This is a genomic window from Moraxella lacunata, from assembly GCF_002027545.1.
Classification (GTDB): Bacteria; Pseudomonadota; Gammaproteobacteria; order Pseudomonadales; family Moraxellaceae; genus Moraxella; species Moraxella lacunata.
In genome coordinates, this window is sequence record NZ_MXAN01000053.1 from 1 (window position 1) to 24,397 (window position 24,397).

General features: G+C 43.8%; 22 protein-coding genes and 2 pseudogenes. 18 read left to right on the forward strand and 6 right to left on the reverse strand.

The features are described from left to right. Positions 1-88: 88 nt before the first annotated feature. The 12 genes and pseudogenes from B5J94_RS07895 to folD all read left to right on the forward strand — a co-directional run bounded on the left by B5J94_RS07895 (position 89) and on the right by folD (position 10,523). The gene (locus B5J94_RS07895) at positions 89-379 is read left to right on the forward strand and encodes a type II toxin-antitoxin system RelB/DinJ family antitoxin (RefSeq protein WP_062499367.1); all 291 of its coding nucleotides are present in this window, start codon (positions 89-91) and stop codon (positions 377-379) included. A 10-nt stretch (positions 380-389) separates the two neighbouring features. Next, positions 390-647 (forward strand): annotated as a pseudogene (locus B5J94_RS14795) (type II toxin-antitoxin system YafQ family toxin). 212 nt (positions 648-859) lie between these two features. Next, positions 860-1,864, forward strand: a complete 1,005-nt coding sequence (gene moaA / locus B5J94_RS07905) for a GTP 3',8-cyclase MoaA (RefSeq protein WP_228144564.1) — start codon at positions 860-862, stop codon at positions 1,862-1,864. Positions 1,865-2,050: 186 nt separating this feature from the next. Then, a complete protein-coding gene (gene moaB, locus B5J94_RS07910) occupies positions 2,051-2,617 on the forward strand; it encodes a molybdenum cofactor biosynthesis protein B (RefSeq protein WP_062499369.1) in 567 nt (188 codons plus the stop codon). Further along, entirely contained in the window at positions 2,550-3,296 is a 747-nt protein-coding gene (mobA, locus tag B5J94_RS07915; protein WP_228144563.1) for a molybdenum cofactor guanylyltransferase, read from the forward strand. Before moaB ends, mobA begins: the two co-directional genes overlap by 68 nt. Positions 3,297-3,433: 137 nt before the next feature. Further along, positions 3,434-3,907, forward strand: coding sequence for a cyclic pyranopterin monophosphate synthase MoaC (moaC, locus tag B5J94_RS07920; protein WP_062499371.1), 474 nt, complete (start codon positions 3,434-3,436; stop codon positions 3,905-3,907). Then, the gene (locus B5J94_RS07925; protein WP_062499372.1) at positions 3,897-4,166 is read left to right on the forward strand and encodes a MoaD/ThiS family protein; all 270 of its coding nucleotides are present in this window, start codon (positions 3,897-3,899) and stop codon (positions 4,164-4,166) included. The genes moaC and B5J94_RS07925 overlap by 11 nt, the downstream gene beginning before the upstream one ends. Before the next feature lies 1 nt (position 4,167). Next, a complete protein-coding gene (locus B5J94_RS07930; RefSeq protein ID WP_062499373.1) occupies positions 4,168-4,656 on the forward strand; it encodes a molybdenum cofactor biosynthesis protein MoaE in 489 nt (162 codons plus the stop codon). Between the two features lie 115 nt (positions 4,657-4,771). Further along, positions 4,772-5,791, forward strand: coding sequence for a ribonuclease Z (locus tag B5J94_RS07935; RefSeq protein WP_062499374.1), 1,020 nt, complete (start codon positions 4,772-4,774; stop codon positions 5,789-5,791). Between the two features lie 20 nt (positions 5,792-5,811). Next, positions 5,812-6,822, forward strand: coding sequence for a tRNA dihydrouridine synthase DusB (dusB, locus tag B5J94_RS07940; RefSeq protein ID WP_062499375.1), 1,011 nt, complete (start codon positions 5,812-5,814; stop codon positions 6,820-6,822). Between the two features lie 353 nt (positions 6,823-7,175). Further along, positions 7,176-9,515 (forward strand): ATP-dependent Clp protease ATP-binding subunit ClpA, encoded by a 2,340-nt coding sequence (gene clpA / locus B5J94_RS07945; RefSeq protein ID WP_062499376.1) that lies wholly within the window; start codon positions 7,176-7,178, stop codon positions 9,513-9,515. A gap of 153 nt (positions 9,516-9,668) precedes the next feature. Continuing rightward, positions 9,669-10,523, forward strand: coding sequence for a bifunctional methylenetetrahydrofolate dehydrogenase/methenyltetrahydrofolate cyclohydrolase FolD (folD, locus tag B5J94_RS07950; protein WP_062499377.1), 855 nt, complete (start codon positions 9,669-9,671; stop codon positions 10,521-10,523). 166 nt (positions 10,524-10,689) lie between these two features. Here folD and B5J94_RS07955 read toward each other — a convergent pair whose 3' ends face one another. Continuing rightward, positions 10,690-11,259 (reverse strand): septal ring lytic transglycosylase RlpA family protein, encoded by a 570-nt coding sequence (locus B5J94_RS07955; protein WP_062499378.1) that lies wholly within the window; start codon positions 11,257-11,259, stop codon positions 10,690-10,692. Positions 11,260-11,414: 155 nt separating this feature from the next. On the opposite strand from B5J94_RS07955, the gene B5J94_RS14360 reads away from it, so the two are divergent. Then, positions 11,415-11,564 (forward strand): hypothetical protein, encoded by a 150-nt coding sequence (locus B5J94_RS14360; RefSeq protein WP_169838809.1) that lies wholly within the window; start codon positions 11,415-11,417, stop codon positions 11,562-11,564. 373 nt (positions 11,565-11,937) lie between these two features. On the opposite strand, the gene rodA is transcribed toward B5J94_RS14360, so the two are convergent. Further along, complete coding sequence (gene rodA, locus B5J94_RS07960; RefSeq protein ID WP_062499307.1) at positions 11,938-13,080, reverse strand: rod shape-determining protein RodA; 1,143 nt, start codon at positions 13,078-13,080, stop codon at positions 11,938-11,940. A gap of 217 nt (positions 13,081-13,297) precedes the next feature. On the opposite strand from rodA, the gene B5J94_RS07965 reads away from it, so the two are divergent. The 5 genes from B5J94_RS07965 (at position 13,298) to gloB (ending at position 19,446) form a co-directional block, all read left to right on the forward strand. Then, a complete protein-coding gene (locus B5J94_RS07965) occupies positions 13,298-13,888 on the forward strand; it encodes a LemA family protein (protein ID WP_062499306.1) in 591 nt (196 codons plus the stop codon). 14 nt (positions 13,889-13,902) lie between these two features. Continuing rightward, positions 13,903-16,302: a M48 family metalloprotease gene (locus B5J94_RS07970; protein WP_062499305.1), complete on the forward strand. Its 2,400-nt coding sequence runs from the start codon at positions 13,903-13,905 to the stop codon at positions 16,300-16,302. Positions 16,303-16,483: 181 nt separating this feature from the next. Then, positions 16,484-17,401: a hypothetical protein gene (locus B5J94_RS07975; RefSeq protein WP_143821936.1), complete on the forward strand. Its 918-nt coding sequence runs from the start codon at positions 16,484-16,486 to the stop codon at positions 17,399-17,401. A gap of 88 nt (positions 17,402-17,489) precedes the next feature. Next, positions 17,490-18,572: a 3-phosphoserine/phosphohydroxythreonine transaminase gene (serC, locus tag B5J94_RS07980; protein WP_062499303.1), complete on the forward strand. Its 1,083-nt coding sequence runs from the start codon at positions 17,490-17,492 to the stop codon at positions 18,570-18,572. Positions 18,573-18,660: 88 nt separating this feature from the next. Next, positions 18,661-19,446, forward strand: a complete 786-nt coding sequence (gene gloB, locus B5J94_RS07985) for a hydroxyacylglutathione hydrolase (protein ID WP_062499302.1) — start codon at positions 18,661-18,663, stop codon at positions 19,444-19,446. Positions 19,447-19,513: 67 nt separating this feature from the next. On the opposite strand, the gene B5J94_RS07990 is transcribed toward gloB, so the two are convergent. The 4 genes and pseudogenes from B5J94_RS07990 to B5J94_RS08005 all read right to left on the reverse strand — a co-directional run bounded on the left by B5J94_RS07990 (position 19,514) and on the right by B5J94_RS08005 (position 24,150). Further along, positions 19,514-21,400 (reverse strand): J domain-containing protein, encoded by a 1,887-nt coding sequence (locus B5J94_RS07990; protein ID WP_062499301.1) that lies wholly within the window; start codon positions 21,398-21,400, stop codon positions 19,514-19,516. Beyond that, positions 21,400-23,124 (reverse strand): annotated as a pseudogene (locus B5J94_RS07995) (Hsp70 family protein). Before B5J94_RS07995 ends, B5J94_RS07990 begins: the two are co-directional and overlap by 1 nt. 90 nt (positions 23,125-23,214) lie before the next feature. After that, a complete protein-coding gene (locus B5J94_RS08000; RefSeq protein WP_062499300.1) occupies positions 23,215-23,793 on the reverse strand; it encodes a hypothetical protein in 579 nt (192 codons plus the stop codon). Then, positions 23,794-24,150 (reverse strand): hypothetical protein, encoded by a 357-nt coding sequence (locus B5J94_RS08005; protein ID WP_062499299.1) that lies wholly within the window; start codon positions 24,148-24,150, stop codon positions 23,794-23,796. Positions 24,151-24,397 lie beyond the last annotated feature (247 nt).

Below are 24,397 nucleotides of genomic sequence, written 5' to 3' on the forward strand. Positions count from 1 at the left end.
GGTTCAGGTTTGCCCTTTTTTAATGGGTTGATTTTGTCATCAAGGTTATTTATAATTGTTTCACATTGCAATCACAATAGGCACAATAATGACTACCAATTTTAATCTAAGACTTGATGAAAAGTTAAAAGACGACTCATTTAGCGTTATCCAAAGTTTTGGCATGACCCCAAGCCAATTTATGCGACTTATCCTAAAACAAGTGGCGGATACAGGCAGTTTGCCATTATCTTTTGAAAAGCGGACACAGGCGGTTGTCCCTAATGACACCACCGCACAGGCTATCCGTGAGGGGCGTAGCGATTATAAGGCAGGTAAGCTCGATAGATTTTCTGCCGATGACGCTGTAACTGCCATGCAGGATATTGCTCGTGGCTAGGTCGGTATCCTTGACAAATCAGTTCAAACGAGACATCAAAAAACAAGCGGTACAGTTGGCAACACCCCAATGGATTGAAGTGATGAATTGCCTAATCAATGCCTTGCCCATGCCTGCCAAATACCACAATCACCCCCTAAAAGGCGAATAGGTAGGGTGTATGGATTGTCATATCAAGCCTGATTTGGTGCTTATTTATGAATTTGACGGTGATGATGAGCTGATTTTGCACCGTTTGGGCAGTCATAGTGAGTTAAGCATTGCTTAATTGAGTGTGTTATCAAAAATCTTTTAAATCCATTTTAAAAAATCCCATCATCTCATTCCTACCCCCAAAGTAGTATGCCGTTTGCCTTTTGGGCGATTGGGGTGGACGGGCGATTTTGCTACACTTAGCCCATACCCACAACCGAGGCAACGCCTTACGAAGCCATGAAAACGTCCGTCCCCACCTACCACGCCAAAGCCCCCTTTGCCGACATGGGCGGGCAAGGCTCACACACCCAACTTGCCCCCACCCCTCTTGTGGACGGATTTAACAGACAGCTGACCTACCTACGCCTATCGGTTACCGACTTTTGTAACTTTCGCTGTGATTACTGCCTGCCGAATGGCTATCAAGGCAAACGCCCCGATGACGAGCTGACACTTGCCGAGATTGACACGCTTTTTGACGGCTTTGTCAGCCTTGGCACCAAAAAAGTGCGTCTGACGGGCGGAGAACCATCCGTTCGCCGTGATTTGGCGGACATCATCGCCCTTGCCAAACAGCATGGCATTGCCAAAGTCGCCATCTCATCAAACGGCTACAAACTTGCCAAACACCTATCATCTTGGCAAAACGCAGGGCTAAATCAATTAAATCTTAGCATTGATAGTTTTGATAAAGACGTATTCAAAAAAATCACAGGCTTTGACATATTGCCCACGCTATTAAATGACGTGGATAAATTATTAGAGACGACTGATATCAAATTAAAAATGAACAGTATTTTAATGCACGATACCGCTTATGATAATTTATTATCCGCCCTTGATTTTGTCAAAGAGCGTCCTGTGACTTATCGCTTTATTGAATTTATGCAAACCAGTGATAATGCCGATTTGTTTTTTGCTCAAAATCAAACCGCTCATTTTATCAAAGGCCACCTTATCACACACGGCTGGCAACCCAAAACCAAAGCCCAAGACGATGGGCCCGCCATTGAATATATCCACCCTAATTATGCAGGCAGTATTGGCATTATTGAGCCGTATGCCAAAAACTTCTGTGATAGTTGTAATCGCCTAAGGGTGAGTAGTCTTGGCAAAGTGCATTTGTGCTTATTTGATTCTCAAAATTATGACATTCGCCCTTATCTTGCCACACAAGACAAAAAAGGGCTGATGACGGCATTAAAAAACTTAATGCCAATCAAACCTGAACATCATTATTTGGACAGTCATAGCGGTATCATGAATAATTTATCGCTGGTGGGTGGGTAAATTTTTACATATTAAATTTTGGTATTGTTAATTAATTATATTTTGGTAGATTTGTAGGGGTAAATTTAAAAAAAATAATTGAATAATACCAATTTAATATCAAATTTAAATATATAAAAGCAAATCCTATTTGTCTGATATAAAAATACAGCAAATCAATCATTTTTTATTTAAAAGGGCAATCCTATGTGCGAACTTTGCAACAACCCCAACCACATCGCTCCGCCAAAAGCGGACAAGCCATTTATTCCGCTCAACATCGCCGTGCTGACCGTCTCGGACACTCGCACGCTGGACGAAGACACGTCAGGGCAATATCTGGCGGACAGTATCAAAAAGGCAGGGCATACGCTCATCGACCGCAAGCTCACAACAGACGACATCTACCAAATCCGTGCCGTGATGAGTGCGTGGATTGCCGACCCCAATGTTCATGCCGTCATCAGCACGGGTGGCACAGGCTTTTATCATCGGGACAATATGCCAGAGGCGGTGTCGGTGCTATTTGACAAAGAAGTGGCAGGCTTTGGCGAGATGTTTCGCCTGCTCTCCAAAGGCGACATCGGCATGTCCACCTTACAATCTCGGGCGGTGGCGGGCATGGCGAACAGCACGGCGATTTTTTGTTTGCCGGGTTCGACAGGGGCGTGCCGTACGGGCTGGGAAGGTATTTTGCTAGAACAGCTTGATAACCGCACACGCCCATGCAACTTTGTGCCACACCTTATGCGTCAAAATCCCACGCACAGTTAAGACAAAAGGCAAAGCCATGGGCGTGATTGGTCTATTGATTTTGGCAGGGGGTAATTCTCGCCGTATGGGCTCGCCCAAGGCATTGTTGCTCTTGCCAACTCATCAAACGTTGCTTGATTTTCATATCAATAATGCTAGTACATTAAATCTGCCGATATTACTTGGTGATAATGACAAGGGTTTTTTGGATAAATCTTTTTTTAAAAACGCCAATTCAATCAATTCATCTGTTGTTATTATTGATGACTATATCAAAAATGCAGGGGCGTTATCTTGTATATTGTCCGCTTTTGATTATTGCCAAAATCATTTTACCAATCATCAAGATAAATCAAAAGATAAAGATTTATCTGATAAATTTTTAATGGTGATTAGCTGTGATAATTTGATTGATGTTAGCCAAATTTTTAATTTATTAAAAAAGTGCGATTTAAACAATCATCATGGGGCGTATTTAAAAGACACATCGGGCGATAAAGATTATCCCTTATTGGGCTGTTATTCATTATCTTTATATAATGAATTAAAAGTGTATTTGGATAAAGGCGAGCGGTCTGTGATGAAATTTTTAAAGGATAAAAGCATTTTCCAAATATCCATGCCAACAAATTGGCGAAATCTTGCCAATTTTAATACGCCTGATGAATTTAGATTGGCATTGTCGTATTTTAAGGGGTAAATTTGACTTTTTAAATTAAAATAAATTCCAAAATTTGGATATGTAGGGGCGAATCACATTCGCCCCATAATTACCATAAGGTCAAATGACAATTTACCCAAACCCAATTTACCAAACAACCCACAAAAAGAGCAATCATGAATCTCACCCATTTAGACAAAGACGGCAACATCACCATGGTGGACGTGGGCGACAAAATCGCCACCGCACGCACCGCCACCGCACAGGGCAAGGTGGTGTTCGCCCCTGACGTGTACCGCCACATCAAAGACACAGACGGCATGACCAAAAAGGGCAGTATCATTCAGACCGCCCACATCGCAGGGATTATGGCGGGCAAAAAAACGCACGAGCTGATACCCTTATGCCATGCCTTGCCCCTTGACACCATCAAGATGAGCTTTGAATATGCCGATGATGAGTGTGCCATCGTGGTGGGGGCGGTCGCCAAAGTTACCCATAAGACAGGCGTTGAGATGGAAGCCTTGACCGCTGTGTCGGTGGCGTGTCTGACCATCTATGACATGACCAAGGCAATCAGCCACGACATCACGATAACTGACATTCATCTTGTCCAAAAAACAGGGGGAAAATCCGATTATGACAAATAACAACCAACCATTTGATACGATAAGCCTTACTGTGCTGTACTTTGCCAGCCTTGCCGAACAAGCAGGTAAGGATAGTGAAGTTGTGCAGGTAGATAGCGATGATTTGGCGGTAATTTATGCCAAACTGTCCGCCAGATACGGCTTTGATTTACCCCAAGACAAAGTGGCGGTTGCCATCAATCACGAGTTTGGCGGTTGGGGCGATACGGTCTCATCAGGCGATACGATTGCCTTTATTCCTCCTGTGGCAGGGGGCTGATATGAAAACGGTTCATGATAATGCGTTAATCACAAGCCTGCCCAAGGATGAAGCCTATGAGCTTGCCCGATTGGACGGTTTTGCTTTGTCGGATTACCCCATTGATGATAGATTATTAAAATCGTATCTACTAAATGACACCGCAGGGGCGTTGGTAACGTTTGAAGGGTGGGTGCGTAACCATAATAATAAGCGAGCGGTGAGCCGTCTGACTTACTATGGCTACGAACAGCTTGCCATCAATCACGGGGTGAAGCTCATTCGTGAAGCCAAAGCCAACTTTGACATCACGCACGCTGTCGCCATTCATCGCATTGGCGAGCTTGGCATTGGCGATATGGCGGTGTGGATTGGGGTGTGTGCATCTCATCGTACGCCTGCTTTTCACGCTTGCGAATGGCTATTAAACGCCATCAAAGCCGACATTCCTGTGTGGAAACAGGAGTTCTATGATGATGACAGCAGTTTGTGGTTGTCTAATAATGGCTAGGGACGACGGCTAGCGACACATCGGGGCGGTAAAATCGCCCTGATTTATTTTGATAAATCCCAACCCATTTTGATAAATATGGTACAATGTGCCACCATATTTATCAATCAACTCCATGTTCAAACTCACTTTTTTAGGCACATCAAGCGGTGTGCCAACCTGTGAACGCAACGTCTCTGCCCTTGCCTTGGAATGCGTTGCCAACGCCCATGCCAAGCGAAACTCTTGGCTACTCATCGACTGCGGAGAAGGCACACAGCATCAGCTTCTAAAAAGCCATCTGTCGCCCAACGACTTATCCGCCATACTCATCACCCACACGCACGGCGACCACTGCTATGGGCTGGGCGGACTTCTGGCGAGCCTTGGTATGAACAGACGCACCAAGCCCTTGACGCTCATCGCCCCAAAAGCCATCGCCAAATTGCTTGATACGCTAACCATCGTTAGCGAACTGTATTTTAATTACCTCATTGATTTTATTGCCATTGAGGATAATTTGGAGAATGAATTGCCCCTTGATTTAGGCGATAATCATCGCATTGATATACGCCTGCACACGCTATCGCACCGCATTGCATCGTTTGGGTTTGAGATTGTCCAAACGCTTGACAAAGACAAACTTTTGACCGATAAATTAAAAGCGGACAACATCGCCAATAAATATTGGCATGAGATTTTGAAGGCGGATACACCCCTAACCCTTGATGATAGCACCATCAATCCGTATAATTATAAAATTCATGTTCAAAGCACCACCAAAATCGTCATCGCAGGCGACAACGACACGCCAAGCCTATTAACCCAAGCCGTCAAAGACTGCCACGCTCTTGTCCACGAGGCGACCTATACCGATGATGTCATGCAAAAAATAGTAAGTAAACCTGCCGAGCTGGGCGGATTTGACCCCAAGCATTCCAGTGCCAAAATGGTTGCTCGATTTGCCCACGCCTGCCACGTCCCCATACTGATATTGACCCATTTTAGTGCCAGATACGCCCCTTTTGATGATGAAACTGCCAAACAGCCCAACATGGGGCATATCCGCAAAGAAGTGGAGCGGTATTATGATGGCAAGCTTGTGTTGGCACAGGATTTTTTGCAAGTGGCGGTGGGTCTGGATACTATCAATTAACCTAATAAAATCAACCATTTATGAATAAACACATTCTCTTAACCCCCCTAACTATCGGCAATCAAACCATCAATAACCGCCTGATTGTTGCTCCTATGGCAGGGGTAACGGACAACCCCTTTCGCCGTCTTGCCAAGTCCTTTGGGGCAGGTCATGCCGTCAGTGAGATGATTATCGCTGATACCGCCCTATACGCCCGCCAAAAGTCGCTGTACCGTGCCAACTTCTCGGGCGAGATTGCCCCCATCTCCGCCCAAGTGGCAGGAGCAGAGCCTGACAAACTTGCCCAAGCCGTGCGATTTCAGGTGGAAAATGGGGCGTGTATCGTGGATATTAACATGGGTTGCCCTGCCAAAAAAGTGTGTCGCAAATTGTCGGGGTCGGCACTTTTGCAAGACTTGGATTTGGTAAAAAGACTGCTTGACAGTGCGGTGGAATCGGTTGCCGATTTGGGCGTGCCAATTACCCTAAAAACACGCTTGGGCTTTGCCAATGGGCAAGAAAATATCCTAACGGTCGCCAAAATTGCCGAAAACGCAGGCATATCCGCCCTTGCCATACATGGACGCACCCGAGAGGATTTTTATACAGGCAATGCCCGTTATGAGCTTATCAAAGAAATCAAGGCAGACGCCAAAATTCCAATAATTGTTAATGGCGACATTGACAGTCCCCAAAAAGCCAAATGGGTGCAAGAGTACACAGGGGCGGATGCGGTCATGATAGGGCGAGCAGGGCAGGGGCGACCGTGGATTTTTCGGGACATTGCTCATTATCTTGCCACAGGCAAGCTTTTGCCAGCTCCTAGCGTGAGTGAATTGCGTGAGATTGTGCTGGCTCACTTGGACGAGCTGTACCAATTTTATGGCGAATATTCAGGCTGTCGCATTGCCCGAAAACACATCGCTTGGTACACAGGTGGACTTGCCAATTCCAACGCCTTTCGTGAGGCGATGTACCGTGAGGAGACGACAAGTGGACAATATAAAGTGGTTGATGAGTTTTTAAAAGTCACACAGATGGATAAATAATCCCATTATTCATTATTTTTGTAAAATAATCATGGTTTTTTGTGGCATTATCCCCATATTAATAGGGCGTGCCTGCCCTTTATAGCACAATTTACATTTTAAAATTTATAAAACAAACCATCTGTTTTTTGCATGAAAAATGGCTATCCGACCACTTAATTTAAAAAGTTAAGTAAAAAACTTAAAATTTACCCGATTAAGTAGTTGGATGGTTTTTCATCGTCAAAATCCTTGTTGATATTGCAATATCAACTGCGGACTTTTTCTTGAAAAACGGGCGATTTCCCCTATTTTTCATGGCAGATACAAAGGGTAGACACGCCTTAATCAAAGCATTCATCAAGTAGGACTTTATGTTTAATAAAACCTTTGAAAATACTCGCCAAGCGGTAGAAGATTTTGCCCACAAAGAACAGCACGAATACATCACGGTTGAGCATTTGCTACTGGGGCTTATCAGCGACCCCGAAGCACGAGAGATTTTGACGGCGTGCGGGGTGGATTTGGACTTTTTGGCAAATGAGTTAAAGCGGTATTTGCAAGTCTATATCCCACGCATTACAGGCACGCACGCCACACCGATGATGACCAAAGCCTATCAGCGAGTGCTACAACGGGCGATTTGGCACGTGCAGACCAGTGGGCAGGGGCGAGCGGTGTCAGGCATTGATGTGTTGGTGGCGATATTTAAAGAGCGAGATTCACAGGCGGTGGCACTGCTCAAATCGCAGGGCATATCGGGGTTGTCGGTCATGCGATACCTGTCGCACGGCATGAATGAGCCTAATGATGAGCAGGACGAGAGCGAAGAAGATGAGAATCCCAAAGCCCAAAAGTCCGCCCCCAAAAAAGACCCGCTCAAAGAGTTCGCCCAAAATCTCAATGAGCGAGCCAAACAAGGCTTGACCGACCCACTCATCGGACGCATGGCAGAGATAGAACGCACCGCCCAAATCCTATGCCGTCGCCGTAAAAATAATCCCCTGCTGGTGGGCGACCCTGGGGTGGGCAAGACCGCCATCGCCGAAGGCTTGGCATGGCTCATCACCAGTGGCAAAGCCCCCAAAGCCCTAGCTGATACCATCATTTATAGCCTTGACATCGGTTCGCTCGTGGCAGGGACGAAGTTTCGTGGCGATTTTGAAAACCGTATCAAGGACTTGTTAAAAGCCATCAAAAAACAGTTCAATGCCGTGCTATTTATCGATGAGATTCACACCATCATCGGGGCAGGTTCGTCCATGAACAGTACGATGGACGTATCCAACCTTATCAAGCCTGCCTTAGCCAATGGCGAGTTACGCTGTATCGGCTCAACGACCTTTGCCGAATATCGTCAAGTCTTTGAAAAAGACCATGCCCTATCCAGGCGTTTTCAAAAAATCGACATCAAAGAACCAAGTATAGAAGACAGTATTGGTATCTTACAAGGTTTAAAAGCTCAGTACGAAGCTTTTCATCGGGTCAGCTACACCGATGACGCCATCAAATCGGCAGTGGAGCTGTCCGCCAAGCATATCCATGACCGTTTTTTACCTGATAAAGCCATTGATGTCATCGATGAAGCGGGGGCGAGAATGCGACTGCAACATGGCGAGAAGTTGGACAATGCTGACAATGACACACAAACAGCCATCATCGGCACGGTGGATGTGGCACAGGTCGAAGAAATCGTCGCCAAAATCGCTCGCATACCGCCCAAATCGGTGAGTCGTGATGATGTGGAAGTGTTGAAAAACTTAGAGCGAGATTTAAAACATGTCGTCTTTGGACAAGATGAAGCGATTGGCAAATTAGCCGACAGTATCAAGCTGGCTCGGGCAGGACTCAAATCCGCTGAAAAACCCATCGGGGCGTTTATGTTTGCAGGTCCAACAGGGGTTGGTAAAACCGAAATCGCCCGTCAGCTTGCCTTTGCCTTGGGCGTGGAGCTTATCCGTTTTGATATGAGTGAATACATGGAAGCCCACACCGCGTCACGGCTCATCGGAGCACCCCCGGGTTATGTCGGCTATGACCAAGGTGGACTTTTGACCGAAAAAGTCCATCAGCACCCCCACTGCGTGCTACTGCTCGATGAAATCGAAAAAGCCCATCATGACGTCTTTAACCTACTGCTACAAGTCATGGACCACGGCACACTGACCGATAATAACGGCAGAAGCGTGTCCTTTAAACAAGTTATCCTTATCATGACGACCAATGTTGGGGCGGAGAGTATCAGCCGTACATCGATGGGCTTTACCGAGCAAGACCATAGCAGTGATAACAGCGAGGCGATGAAGCGTACCTTTACCCCAGAGTTTCGCAACCGTCTGGATGCAGTGGTGCAGTTTGCTCCGTTATCTAGTGAGACCATCGGTTCGGTAGTGGATAAATTTATCATCGAACTACAAAGCACTTTGGATGACAAAAACGTGGTATTAGAAGTCAGCGATGACGTGCGTACATATCTGGGTGAGAAGGGCTATGATAAACTCATGGGAGCAAGACCGATGGCACGATTGGTAACCGATGAGCTTAAAAAACCCCTTGCCGAGATGATACTCTTTGGCGAGCTGGCACAAGGTGGGGTGGTCAGAGTGCGACTGTCTGATGACCCATCCGATGACTCAACCAATGATAAGCATTCAAAACTTATCTTTGATGTGGTAAAATCAGCAAGCCAAATCCAAACGTCAGAAATGGCATAAATGCCCAATCTTGGCGATTGTTCAATGGTTTTTTAAACCAAGGGTGGATTGTTCGCCCTTGGTTATGTAAAGTTGGTAGTAGTATTTAAATAGCCAAGCCATTCCCCAACCACGGCAAAACCACCAAACATCCATCAACACAAGGTAATCATCATGACAGCGACCAAACTAGACGGCAAAGACGTTGCCAGCCAAATCGAAACTTCCCTAAAAGAGCGAGTGCAAACACTCAAAGACAAAACAGGACGTACGCCCATTTTGGCGACTATCCTAGTCGGCGATGACCCAGCGTCAGCGACTTATGTGCGTATGAAAGGCAATGCCTGTAAGCGTGTGGGCATGGAGTCTATCCGTGTGGAAATGCCAAGCGAGACGACCACCGATGAGCTACTCGCCAAAATCCGTGAACTCAACGCCAATCCTGATGTGCACGGTATTTTATTGCAACACCCTGTGCCAGCTCAGATTGATGAGCGTGCCTGCTTTGATGAGATTGCCCTATCTAAGGACGTGGATGGTGTGACTTGTCTAGGCTTTGGACGTATGGCGATGGGCGAGCGTGCTTATGGCTCTGCCACACCACAAGGTATTATGCACCTGCTAAATCACTATAACGTACCACTGGCGGGTAAGCACGCTGTGGTGGTAGGGCGTAGTGCGATTTTGGGTAAGCCGATGGCGATGATGCTCCTAAACGCCAACTGCACCGTAACCATTTGCCATTCTAAAACCGCCAATCTTGCCGACCACGTCCGCCAAGCCGACATCGTGGTGGGAGCGGTGGGCGTGCCTGAGCTTATCAAGAAAGACTGGATAAAACAAGGGGCGGTGGTCGTGGACGCAGGCTTTCATCCGACAGAGACAGGCGGTGTGGGCGATATTGAGCTTGATGGTATTGAGAATATTGCCAGTTTCTACACGCCTGTACCGGGGGGTGTGGGGCCGATGACCATTAACACTCTAATCCGCCAAAGCGTGGAGGCAGGCGAGTTAGAAGCAGGTTTATAAATAGAGCCAAAGAGCTAAAATTACCACAGATTTATGATGTGTGGGCGTAGGGACGTGTTAAACACGTCCTTTGTAATTTTATGTGCTAAATTGCTTGTAAAATAAAAACCACAAATGTAAATTCGTGGTTTCTTATTAAATAGGGAGTTAAAAGGAAAACAAGGGATTAATCAATACGCTCAATGCTGACATTGCCCACACCTTTTTGGGTTAGCCCAATGGCTTTGGCGGCACCATAAGACAAATCTAAGATACGGTTTGCTTGGGCAGGGCGGTCATTGACTTTAACGACGACCGATTTGCCGTTGTCTTTATTGGTGACTTTGATGTAGCAGTTCATCGGTAATGAGCTGTGAGCAGCGGTCATGGCATTCATGTCAAAGGTTTCGCCACTGGCGGTGGGTTTGCCGTGGAACTGACGACCATACCATGATGCCATGCCTGATTGTTTAAATTTGCTGACGGTGTTAGAAGCAACGGCAGAGAGCTGTCCTAGCATGTCCGAGTCTTTTTGAGAGTCACTCTTAGCGTCCTTGATTAAAGAGCCTGATAACGCCAATGAAGTATTGCCACGAGTGGATTTGACAAGGCTTGATGCGTTATTGTGCTGACGGCTAAGCTCGTCCAATACTTTATCAATATTGGCACTTGTGTTTGCCACATTGACCGCTTGAACAGGAGCGACTGTTCCTAGGGTTGTTGCAAGTGCAATCGCACCAGTTTTTAGATATTTCATGTGAGAACCTATAAAGGAATGCCTGACATTTTTTGTCATTCATACTCATTCATAAAAAGCATGATGGCATTCTGATGGGTTAATGATTGGTGTTAAGTCAATTTAAGCAAGCCAATCGTTAGTTATCTAGGGCGTGCCTACCCTTTGTATTTGCAATGAAAAATGAGAAAAATCGCACGTTTTTCAAGGAAAAAGTGAAGTTTGATAATCGTTCTATCAAACGAGCTTTTGACGAAGAAAAACAAGATTTAGCCATTTTTCATGCAAAAACATCATTTTCTTTCTATAAACACCCTAAAATATAATGTGTTATAAAGGGTGGGCACGCCCTATTAATATGGGGGTTTCTTTTTATTTTGCAAGGTTGCCATATAAGTCACTTGAAAAAATAAGTCACTTTACAAATTTGCAAAGGTTAAAATGAAATCCGTCCCATAGTATAAAATTAATTGTTGCAAGTTTTATGCCAAATAACCACAATGATGTGATTGTTTTTAAAAATTTAACAAAATAAGGAATTTCCCTAACCATTATTTGTTAAAATAACTTCAATAAAAACCATTATTTATGATTTTTTGTCATAAATCTGTCATGTTCTTATCTTAACATGATTTATAACAAAACCGTACATCGTTTTATGACATACGGTTTTAAAATAGCGACAAAAGGTATTGTATCCTACTGCTTGGTATGAGTATGCACGCAGGTTAGCAGCCCAAAACCTGCCATCAGGGTAATCACCGCTGTACCGCCATAACTGATAAATGGCAAAGGCACGCCAACCACGGGCAGTATGCCACTGACCATGCCCATATTCACAAAAATATAGACAAAAAATGACATGGTCAATGCCCCAGCGAGCAGACGACAATAAGTGTCAGGATTGACAACGGCAATATAAAAAGAACGAGCCAACAAGCACAGATAAAAGAACAGCAACAGCCCAACGCCTGCTAAACCAAACTCTTCGCTAAACGCCGCGATGGCAAAGTCGGTATGACCTTCGGGCAAAAAGTGTAAGTGCGACTGCGTGCCTTCTAGATAGCCTTTGCCTGTCAAGCCACCCGAACCGATGGCGGTTTTTGATTGGATGATGTTCCAGCCTGCTCCCAAGGCGTCCGCTTCGGGGTCAAACATGGTCATGACACGGGTTTTTTGGTAGTCGTGCATGTAAAAATTCCACAAGCCCCACACAAAAGGAATAAACACCGCAATCGCCCCACCAATCATCCACCAAGGCAAACCCGACAAAAACAGCACAAACATGCCACTGGCCGCCACCAAAATAGACGTCCCCAAATCAGGCTCTTTGGCGATGAGTATCACAGGCACAGCGATGATGGCAAGCGTGGTAAAGACCGTGGGAATGCTTGGCGGTAGCTCTTTTCTCGACAGATACCATGCACACATCATCGGCATGCCAAGCTTCATGAATTCAGACGGCTGAACGCTACCAAAGCCGGGGATGTCAATCCAACGCCTTGCCCCCATGCGAACTTCGCCAATAATCTCAACGAGCACCAACAAAATCAGCCCCAGTACATAAAAAATGGGACTTAGCGTGCGATAAAAAGTCGGGGGAATCTGTGCCATGACTGCCATGACCACAAAGGCAATGCCATAGCTCACCATTTGTCTGATGACCATGGCGGTGTTTTGCGTGGACGCACTGTATAGCACCGTCAAACCCACAAAGCAGATACTGAACAAAATCAGGGTCAGCCACGGGTCGATGTGAATGCGTTGCCACACGCTCGGCTCTAAATCTCGCCCAACGAAGTGATGGCTTTGGCGTGAAAATCGGTACTGTTCTTCTCTCATGGCAAATCGTGGAGCGGTTGGATAAACTTTTGATAAAATTTATCAAAAAATTGCTGATAGTTGGCGGATTTCATGATAAATTAATAAGATGGTCGCATGACTGCTAATGTATCAGTGACCGACATTTTTATCAAAACATACTATTTTAATTCATCTTGATGATTTTTAACAGTAAAATTTTGTGTTAGGGCAAAATTTTGCAAAATAAGGAAAAATTATGGCTATTATCGTGACACTCATCATATTGGCAGTTATTATCGGCTTTTTGATAGCGGTGTATAACGCACTGGTTCGTCTAAGAAACCAAGTGGCAAACGGACTGGCACAGATTGATGTTCAGCTCAAACGTCGCCACGACCTAATACCCAATCTCGTCAATGTCGCCAAACGCTACATGACCCACGAAGAGCAGGTACTAACCCGAGTGACCGAAGCCAGAAACATCGCCAAAAGTGGATTGGATGCCCTTAAAAATACAGGACTGTCAGGCACGGACGGGCTTGCCAAACTGGCAAATGCTGAGAGCAACCTGTCTCGAGCGTTGGGCAGTTTTTATGCCGTGGTAGAAAATTACCCCGAATTAAAAGCCGATTCTGCCCTAAAAGAGCTGTCTGATGAGATTAAAAACACCGAAAACCGCATTGGATTTTCCCGTCAGTTTTATAATGACAGCGTGATGTTTTATAATAATAAACGTGAGAGTTTTCCTAATAATCTGGTGGCAAATTGGTTTGGATTTATGCCAATAGCACAATTAGAATTTGCCGATAAATCCGCCATTGATGTTGCACCAGCAGTCAGCCTTTGATGTATTGGTGATGTATGCCACAGCGAATTTATCAAAACTTTTTTGAATTACAACGCCATTACAAAAGAAACAGCATGGTGTTATATGCGTTATTTGTCATGGCGATGATGATTCATGTATTACTTGCCTTATTATTTTTTATGATAATATGGTATGTCATCTTTGGTGATTTAAGTGGTTTTGCTTGGTTTTGGGTACTGATTCTTGTACCCAGTTATTTTATCATGAGTGTTTTATATCATTATAATAAAATCAGCCATGATAATGACTTTTTATTAAAAGACATTGATGTCACACGCTTATTTATTAATATGTCAGGCGTGGATTTACCTGTTAATCATTTTAATGATGATAAAGATAATAATAAAAATAAAAAAAGACAACAGGTGATTTATGCCAAAGACATCAAAGACTTTGAACCAAAATATCGTCGGTATTATGAATTTGCTGAGCAGTTAGCCATTGCGTCAAACATTACTTTACCTAAATTATACGTCATGGATGAGACGGGGGTAAATGCCTTTGTGGCAGGGGTGAATCAAGCCAATATGATGCTCGTTGTCAGTAAAGGGGCGTTAGAATTAGATAATGAAAGCCTTTATGGACTTATTGGGCATGAATATGGGCATATCTTACATGGCGATGCCAAATTAAATGTGCAAATGTATGTCTTAATGTCGGGGCTGTCATGGCTTTATGATGTTGCCGATGGCTTAGAATGGCTATCCAAATGGCGACAAAAACCCAAAGCCAAACGCTATCAATACCAAGATGATAAAGGCGAAAGTCAAGAATATGTGATTGTGATGGGTACGGGGCGATTGTCCATAGAGTTTATTTCTTTGGTGATTCGCTTATTGGGCTTTTTGGGCATGGCAAGTAGCGAATGGATAAAACAGCATTTTAACCGTCAGCGTGAGTTTTTGGCGGATGCGACATCGGTACAATTAACCCGTAGCGATGGCGTGGCAAAATTATTGCAAACCCTGCAGCGAACGCCGTATTTGGCACACGCCCAAAAACGCTATACCACGCATTTGAGTTATTTTTTCTTCCTAAACCCCCAAGATGCCCAGACGTCTATTAATTGGCGTGAGCGAATGGGGCATATGGGTAGCACGCACCCGAGCAACCATGAGCGAATACTGGCGTTGGATGAGCAGTATTATGATGACTTTGCCAAGATGGCGATTGATGATTTGGACGTGAATGTATTACAACAAACTCATGATAAAATGATGCTTATCAATTGGCATAAAAAATCAGGCGTGAGCGATTATAAAACCGTGGAGTTGGTATTATGTGATGATAAAGATATAGGTAAAGATAAAGATGCTCATTTATTTGTGAGTCCTAGTGATGATAAAAAAACGATTGACATTGCTATTTATAATAATGACATTGAAATATCACAAGATAAAGTGATTAATGGCAGATTGGTTGTGGATAAATCGTGGCAAGCCCAAGGCGAGATGATATACCCCAAACAAGCCAGAGCTGATTATGAATTAAAAAATATTCATCATGTCAATATGACTCATGTCAAAAGCATGACACTACCCCTTATCATCGCCCGTTATTTGCGTAATGATGACCTACATCGCCCCATGAGTAAATTGTTTTCGCTGTTTTATGCGATTGTCTTTTGTCATGATAATGATGGGTTTTATTTATCCGACTCACTGGATTTGGCGAATGTTTTTTATGTAAAATTAGATAATAATGATACCATAAAAATAGATAAGTCTTTATTAAAAACCGTGGCAGAGATGGATAGGCGTATTGATAATGGCTTATTAATGCTAATTTATCAGCGTATTATCAAGGATTTGGAACATGATGATAAACAGGTTTTATTAAAAAATGATGTTCATCATCTATTGGTATTTATCAACAAGCCACATCATCAAAATAATCATCACGATGATTTGAGTCTATTATGGCAGGGTGTGCATTTATATCGTTTATTGGCGATATTTGCCGATGATATGGATATTACTGATAAACCATTATTACAAAATCTGACATTCATGTATCATAAATATGACATGGACATGAATGATTGGATAATGATAACAGTAATGATATATATGGTTATGGCTCATTATGATGATGGCGATGACATAAAATGCCGTGCAAGCATACAACGGCTGATTCGGCTTATCAATCATGAGATTGTGATTGATGAGATGGACATGACAAAATTAATGCAAGCCATGAGTGCATTTAGTGCGATAGATATGGCGTTATGGCTGTTAAAATATCAGCAGAAAAATACATTGACGGCTAAGCGATATATTGATACACTACATACCGCTTTATTGGGCGATGGGATATTGTGTGAGCGTGATTATGAAATATTATTAACCTTACATCAATATTGGTGTCCTGATGATGAATTTGTTTTGTATTGATTTTCAATAATAACCACAAAACTTTAAAACTACTACAAACACAATGATATTTGGGTGTAGGGGCGTGCTGAGCACGCTTATCAACAAAGTCATCAAAAGAGCATGTAGAACCAGCCCTTGCAAGTCTGTGATGTATATTAAGTTATTTGTAAAATTATCTTGGCAAAACGCCCCATATAACATGAATACCCTGTCTGACTGTCCGCCAAAGATTGCCCAAAGTCGCCATATCCTAGCGTTGGCGGGCATACCTTTGTGGGCAAAAAGACATTCAGTAGTAGGGCAGAGTAGGGCAGAGATTATAGCCCTACCGCCTGTGTATGACCGCTTGCAACCCAATCCACGCTTGACTCATTTGTTGCCTGATGAGTTGCCTGCCAAGCAACATGACAAACCAAAAACTACGCCAAATACCAAGCCAACATCGGACAAAGCACAAATCTCATCTGCTGTGGATGTCAGAGCGTTGCTTAGTCCTGTCAGTTCATCTGCCGATAATCCGCCATCTGCTGATTTAGCACCTAGCGACATCATAAATAAACAACCACCCCAAGCCACGCCCGAACCACAAAGAAAGCTGGGGGGTAATACAACAGATGAGCAAGCCCAATCCACAGCCCAGCCCCCAGTCCAACCAAATCCCATAACCAACCTTGCCCAAGCCCAGCCCTTTGCTTCGCCTGCTCATCTTGACATCCGCTTTGCTCTACAAGGCGTGCGGTTCGGACAGTGGGTGCTGATTGTAGATATGCTACTGATGAGCCGTGATGAGCAGTCGCTATGGCAGTCGCTCAAAAACGCCCTAAGTAATCAAGCCAATCATCAGCCCATTACTGCCTTTTATCGTGAGATTGGTTACCCATTGGTCAAAAACGAGTTTCGCTCGGACGTGGAGCTAAACCCCGCCCAATATACTTTTGACGGCTTTGTCATTGGTCTTTGTGTGTCGCCCACCCATCATCAAGCGGTGCAAGTGGCGTTTTTGACAGATACGCCCACAGGTGTCATCGCCCAAACCACCCAAACCTTGCCGAGTATCCGCCAAATGATGACTAATCCCGCCCTAAAAAAGCAGTTTTGGCAAACGGTTGTGGGCTAAGTTGTGGCTAAATGTGCCGATAACTGTTAAAATTTTGCCAAAAATCTGCTACAATGCCCTATCATTTCCCCATCTTTAAAGGATAGCTATGAACCGTCTTGCCAATTTTTGTGCTGGCCCTGCCACCATGCCCACCGAAGTCCTACAAAAAGCCCAAGCCGAGCTGTTAGATTGGCGTGGCAAGGGCGTTTCCGTCATGGAGATTAGCCACCGCAGTGCCGATTATATTGAGATTGCCACCAAAGCCGAGCAGGATTTACGCACGCTCATGGGTATCTCGGACGACTATGCCGTGCTGTTTTTGCAAGGCGGTGCGTCATTGCAATTCTCTGCCATTCCCTTTAACCTGCTAAATGGCGGTACGGCTGATTACCTAAATACTGGCACATGGTCAGAAAAGGCCTATAAAGAAGCCAAACGCTATGAAACGCTAGGCTTAGGTAAGATTAACTTAGTCGCACAGGGTAACGGCAAAGACGTACCCACGCCTGACACTTGGGAGCTGACAGACGGTGCGTCCTATTTTCACTACTGCCCCAACGAGACCATTCACGGCGTGCAGATTTTTGACACCCCAAAAGTAAATGCTCCTATCGTGGCGGATATGTCGTCTTGTATCCTATCTGAGCCAATTAACGTAAATGATTTTGGGCTGATTTACGCAGGGGCTCAAAAGAACATCGGGCCTGCTGGCTTGACCCTTGTCATCGTCCGCAAAGATCTAATGGAGCGTGCAAGTGCGTGGTGTCCTAGCATTTTAAATTATAAAAATCAAGCAGATAGCGACAGTATGCTCAACACGCCGTCCACGTTTGCATGGTATTTGTCGGGCTTGGTGTTTGAATGGCTATTGGCAAATGGCGGAGTAGAAGGTATTGCCAAAACCAACCGAGCCAAAGCCGAACTACTGTATCAAGTGATTGATAATTCTAGCTTTTATGACAATGCTGTAAATCCACGCCACCGCTCTATCATGAACGTGCCGTTTACGCTTGCCGACAGCGAGCTTGATAAAGTCTTTTTGGAAAAATCCAAAAATTCAGGGCTGTTAAACCTAAAAGGTCATCGTGTCGTTGGTGGTATGCGAGCGAGCATTTATAATGCCGTAACCTATGAGCAGGTGCAGGCGTTGGCAGATTTTATGAAAGAATTTGAAAAAACGCACGCTTAATTTTATGATAATTTGACATAGGGGGTGGATTTGGTTCGCCCTTATTTTTACAACCGACCAGTCGGTTTTTTATATTATGGAAAAACTCATGCACATTATCCCCATACCGATTTTAAATGACAATTATGTTTGGCTTATCGCGAAGGACGACAACGCCATTGCCGTGGATATTGGCGATGATAAGCCCGTGCTAGATTATCTACATGAGCATAATCTCAACCTATCCGCCATTTTAATCACGCATCATCACGATGACCACATTGGCGGTGTGGCAAGTGTCAAATCCGCTTATCCCAATGCCCGTATTTACGCCCATAAGTCGCACCTTAACGCCATTGGCATGACCCCTGATGTGGCGTGCGATGAGAATAGCGAATTTGAACTGCTCGGCTTGACTTTTAAAGTATGGAAAACGGCAGGACATACCGACACGCATTTGTCCTATTTGTGTGATATGGACGACAAGACCCATGTATTTTGTGGCGATACGCTATTTAGTGGCGGTTGTGGACGGGTGTTTACAGGGACGATTGGGAAGTTATTTGATAGCATGGAGCGGCTTGATACCTTGCCTGCTGATACGCTGTTTTATCCCACGCATGAATATACGCTCTCCAATCTCAACTTTGGCTTGTCGGTATGTGATGAGACGACCAAAAAAGAGATTTTGAGTTATAAAAATACGGTGGAAAATGAGTTAAAAAACAATATCCCGTCCCTGCCAACGTCTTTAAAGCAAGAACGGCTGATTAACGTCTTTTTGCAAACGGATAATGAAGCGATGATAAATAATATCAAGCAAATTTATCCCTTAAATCATGACGATAAATTATCGGTATTTTCGGCACTGCGTGAATTAAAAAATAAGTTTTAGACAGGTAGATAGATCACTGTCCAAAACATGCCCAAATATGGTAATACGCACCTACTGTAACTATTTATCACTCTTCTTCTGTTTCATAAGTGAACGATTTAAAAAATAAAAATATCCCAAAAGCGACAATCACACCAAGTAACGGCAATGACAATAATAAGCATAAAGCATAAATCATTGCAAAAAACATAAATAGCATGGAGACACCAACCAGTATTTGCAAACTTAAATTCGCCATAGGGTGTAGCCAGTGCATTTTGTTATTATGGGCAAATAGATGAATACCAATTGGCAAACAAATAATAACCCACAATAAAGGCGTATATGCCATAATGGCATCTTTAAATTCTAAATCCTGAGTTAATAAGACCACACTCGGATAAAATACCGCCAATATCAAAAACACAAATACCGCCACCCAATACGCCTGTATGACAAAAGGATTGCCATAGCGATTGGCTCGCATGAGCGACCACCACAGTCCAAATCCTGCCAAATGAGCCAAGAAATAGCTTGGTTTGTCATACAGCTCGGTAATATTCGTTACGCCGTCTATGACAACTTCATGTTCTTTCCAAACCCGATAAAATGAAAATGACAGAATGCCAAAAATTAACGGCAATGAAATATATAAACTTCTTAAAAAATGAGCATTGGGCTGATAGGCATAATCTTGATAAGAAAACTCACTGGGATTGGCAAATAAATGCCAACGTAATTGCCAAAAAATCATCATGGCAAATACAAATAAAGCAATCGGCAAAACATGGCGATTTAACCATGACAAATCGCCAGCAATGATTAAAGAGAATATTGAACCTATTAAAAACACCCCACCAAAAGCAAATGCCAGATAAATGGGTCTAAATACGCCTTTATTGACACATTGATTTAATAAGCCATATTCTTTATCATGATTTAGGATATTGTGATACAGGTTATTACCATTTGAGTTTTCTTGTTCTTGATTGGCGTGTCGGGTTAATAATTCATTGACCTTTTGTAAATCATGGTTTAATACAAGCAGATATTCAGGATAAAAAGATTTTTTGATAAAATGCCATAAAAACACCGCCCGATTTCTGGGTTTTGGCGAATAATAATAATTATATAAGACAGGGTAATTATCCATTAAAAATTCATGGAATTTACCATAAGTCGAAAAGGGCGGTGCTTGGTATTGATACCGCTCTTGTAAATCAATCAACCGAGACCACGGATAACGCTCTATTTGCCATGATTGTATGATTTCATGCCACGCAAATGTCCCAAACGCATGGCGATAGCTTTTGGGATATTCGGCATTTGACCATGTCAAAAAGTCCAACAATGCCTGTTCATAATCCATACGTTCATCAAGGGCGAATGTGTACAAACTGTCGGTTTGGGCGTAGAGTACGTCAAGTAGGGCTTGGTCTTTGTCTGCCACGTCATCATCATTGTCAATGTCATACCACAACGAGCTAAAATGTGGGCTGTTGTCCACGTCCTGCCAATCATCATCGCTGTTATGGCTGTCATCGGCTGTCTTATCATAAGGCGTATCGTGCGAATGCTCGTCATCGTCCGCCAATGGCGATTTATCCAGTAGCGACTCATCAAACGCACTGGTATAACTTGTGATGATAAGCCCGTGTTGGCTAGGCTTGGCTATGTCCTTTGTGTCATCATGATTGTTATCAAGATGATTAGCCTTGTCATCGTCCGCACATTCATCGTCCGCATGGCCATCGCTCACGCTGTCATCTTGCCAATCATCATCTTGATAATCATCATCGTCATCATTGGCATAATAATAGCGTGTGGCAAGGGCGGTTTCATAGGCTTCACGCAACGCCTTAAAGTCGTCTGGATTTTTGTCGGGTTTGTTGTGTTTGAGCTGTTTGGCATAAGCCTTTTTAATGGCGGATTCGTCATCGGTCGGCTCTATGCCCAGTATTTGCCATGCCGTCATCACCAGTCGTCCCTGCTTTCTATGTTATCCAAAAATTCACCAAATTTGACTTGGGCGTGGCGGATTTTGTCGGTGTCTTGGCTGTCAAGCACGCTCTCAAACCATGCGATGAGTCGCCCCACTTCGTCCCTGTCATGTCCTAGCCGTTGAGAGTACAAGCGTTCGGATCGTGCGATGAGCGTGCGACTTTCTAGCGTGTCTCGTGGGTGGATTTTTAGGGCGGAAAGTTTGTCTTTAGACGCTTTTAGCTCGGTGTCGGTTAGGCGTTTTGCCCCATTTTCTATCACAAGATTGTGCTGATTGCCCCCTGCGTCTATGTCCACTTCCAAAAGCCCGTTCACGTCATAAGAAAAACGCACGTCTATGGATAGCTCGGTGGTTTTGCCTTTGTAGGCGTGGGGGACTTTGACGGTGATTTCGCCCAGTTTGATATTATCCTTGACCAGCCGAGCTTCGCCTTGATAAATGCCAAATCGCACTTCGGTTTGGTTATTATAAACAGGGCTAAAATTTTGCACACGACTGGTAGGAATGACCGTATTTCGCTCAATGATAGGGGCAAAAATGCCGTCCCGTCTCTCGGTTTCACTTATCTGCATACTGGTCTGCACCCCAAGCGAATAGGGCGATACGTCTGTCAGAACCAGCTCATCTAAGGCAGAATCTTCGGCGATAAGTCCCGCCTGAATGCTCGCCCCAATGCCAATGGCTTCATCAGGATTTAGGCTTGCGGTGGGAAAACGCCCAAGCAGACGGGCAATCATCTTTTTAAACATGGGCATACGAGTAGAACCGCCAACTAACACAATGGCGTCCAAATCTCGCACTTTTAGCCCTGCATCTCGCACCGTGCGTTCTATGGGGGCGGTGATTTTGGCAAATAGGGACTGGCAGAGTGTCTCAAACTCATCGTCATTTAGTGTATAATTGTACTCTTTTTCATCAAGCGTTAGACGAATCTCGGTGTTATTTTGGGTGGATAAGGTGCGTTTGGCAGACTCACAAGCATCGTACAGCAGAGCGTAATGACGTTGTCAAAAGTCGGCAGGCGTGCCTTGTTTTTCGTGATGAGCGATAAAATCTTTGATGATGATGTCGGTAAAATCTTCTCCGCCCAACAGGTTATCCCCTGCGGACGCTTTGACTTCCATGACCCCTGCAAACAGTTCAAGCAAGGTAACGTCAAACGTCCCTCCGCCCAAATCCAGTACCAAAAATTTGCGTTCATCATCGTCATCATACTCATGCAAGCCATACGCCATAGCGGCGGCGGTCGGCTCGTTGATGAGACGGACGACATTTAGCCCTGCAAGTGTTGCTGATGTTTTGGTGGCTTCTCGTTGGTGGTCGTTAAAGTAGGCAGGCACCGTAATGACCACGTCCGTAACGTCATACCCCAGATGTGTTTGTGCGTCTTGTTTGAGTGATTTTAGGATAAGTGCCGACAGCTCTTCGGGGCTAAACTTTTGGCTGTGCTTGCCTGTGGTGAGCGTGTAGGTTTTTTGGCTTCCCATAAAGCGTTTAAAGGTGCTGGCGGTGGCGGTCGGGTGGCTAATCAAGCGTTCTTTGGCAGGTTCGCCAACCAAAATCCGCCCGTCATCGTCCACGCTCACCACAGACGGCGTTAGCACCTTGCCAAGTGCGTTTGGGATAAGTGTGGGTTTGCCGTCTTTAAAATAACTGATGAGGCTGTTGGTCGTCCCCAAATCAATGCCGACTATCATAATAATCCTATTTTTAAAATGAAAATAAGAATTATAACAGATTTTGGCGGTAAAATGGGTTATTTTAAAAGCTTAAATCATGTGCCAAAATTATACCGTCAAATAAATCACTGTCCAAAATATACCCAAGACAGCACAGGTGATAAGTAAATTTTTGGCTAATTTTTTATGATAAATCATCATCGCTTGTTTGTTTTTTCTGATTTGAAAAATGCTAAATAAATATTTTAAAAATCCCATCACAAAAAACGCCCCAATCATACCGACAAATATATGTCCAAGATGATAGGTTTTAAAAGATATGGGTATAATTTTATTGCCCTTAATCTGATATTCAGAATGGCTCATATACATAGCACTTTCATTGATAAACAGATAGTTGCCATTATCCAACTGTTTTAAACAATCTTCTATGCAGTCCTTGTCAGGTATGGTTAATGGCAGTTTGGGATTGGTTTGATATTCTTGCCACGTTTGACGATAATAGCCATTATCGGTATCTGTACCAATTATCATAAATCCATCATTGGGCGTATCATTGAGCTGATAACGCTCTGTGTTTAATTCGCTGATACCATGAGATATTACACCTGCTAAAACAAACCATAGGATAATTAACCCTATGGTTTTGATAGTGGCATAAAGGAATAATAAAAAGGCTTTTAACATTTAATCATAATCCGTCAAATAAACGTCATCAATTTCCACATCAACGCCTTGACATGGATTGCCGTTGTCGTCCCATAATGGCGTATGACAGCTATCGCACTCTTCATTATCGGGCGTGGTTCCATCAAATGCCAGTTCCCAAACATTCATATTATTACAATTTGGGCAATAAATGGTATAAATTTTGGCGTTGGGTTTATTGGTTAGTTCATAAAATCGCCAAAAATCGGATTTAAGTTTGGTTAAATTCTTGCTATGCTTTTTGGCAGTGATAAATAATAAATAGCTATCAGAATGGCTTTCTAATAATAAAATATTCGCTGATTTTTTGATTTGTTTATTAAAATCAGACAGCATAAATTCTATAAAGTTACACCCCCCCAAACCCCAAATATGCTACAATACCCTAACACTCATTAAATAAAGACTCTAAATACACCTAACAAACTTAATATTTGCCACAGGCTTTGTAGGGACTGGCTCCGCACGTCCTTTGATAACATGCCAATTTTTATAGGCGTGCACAGCACGCCCCTACACCCAAACTTCATTATGTTTGTGGTAATTTTAAAGTTTCTCGGGTGTACCATGACCTACTCCCTAG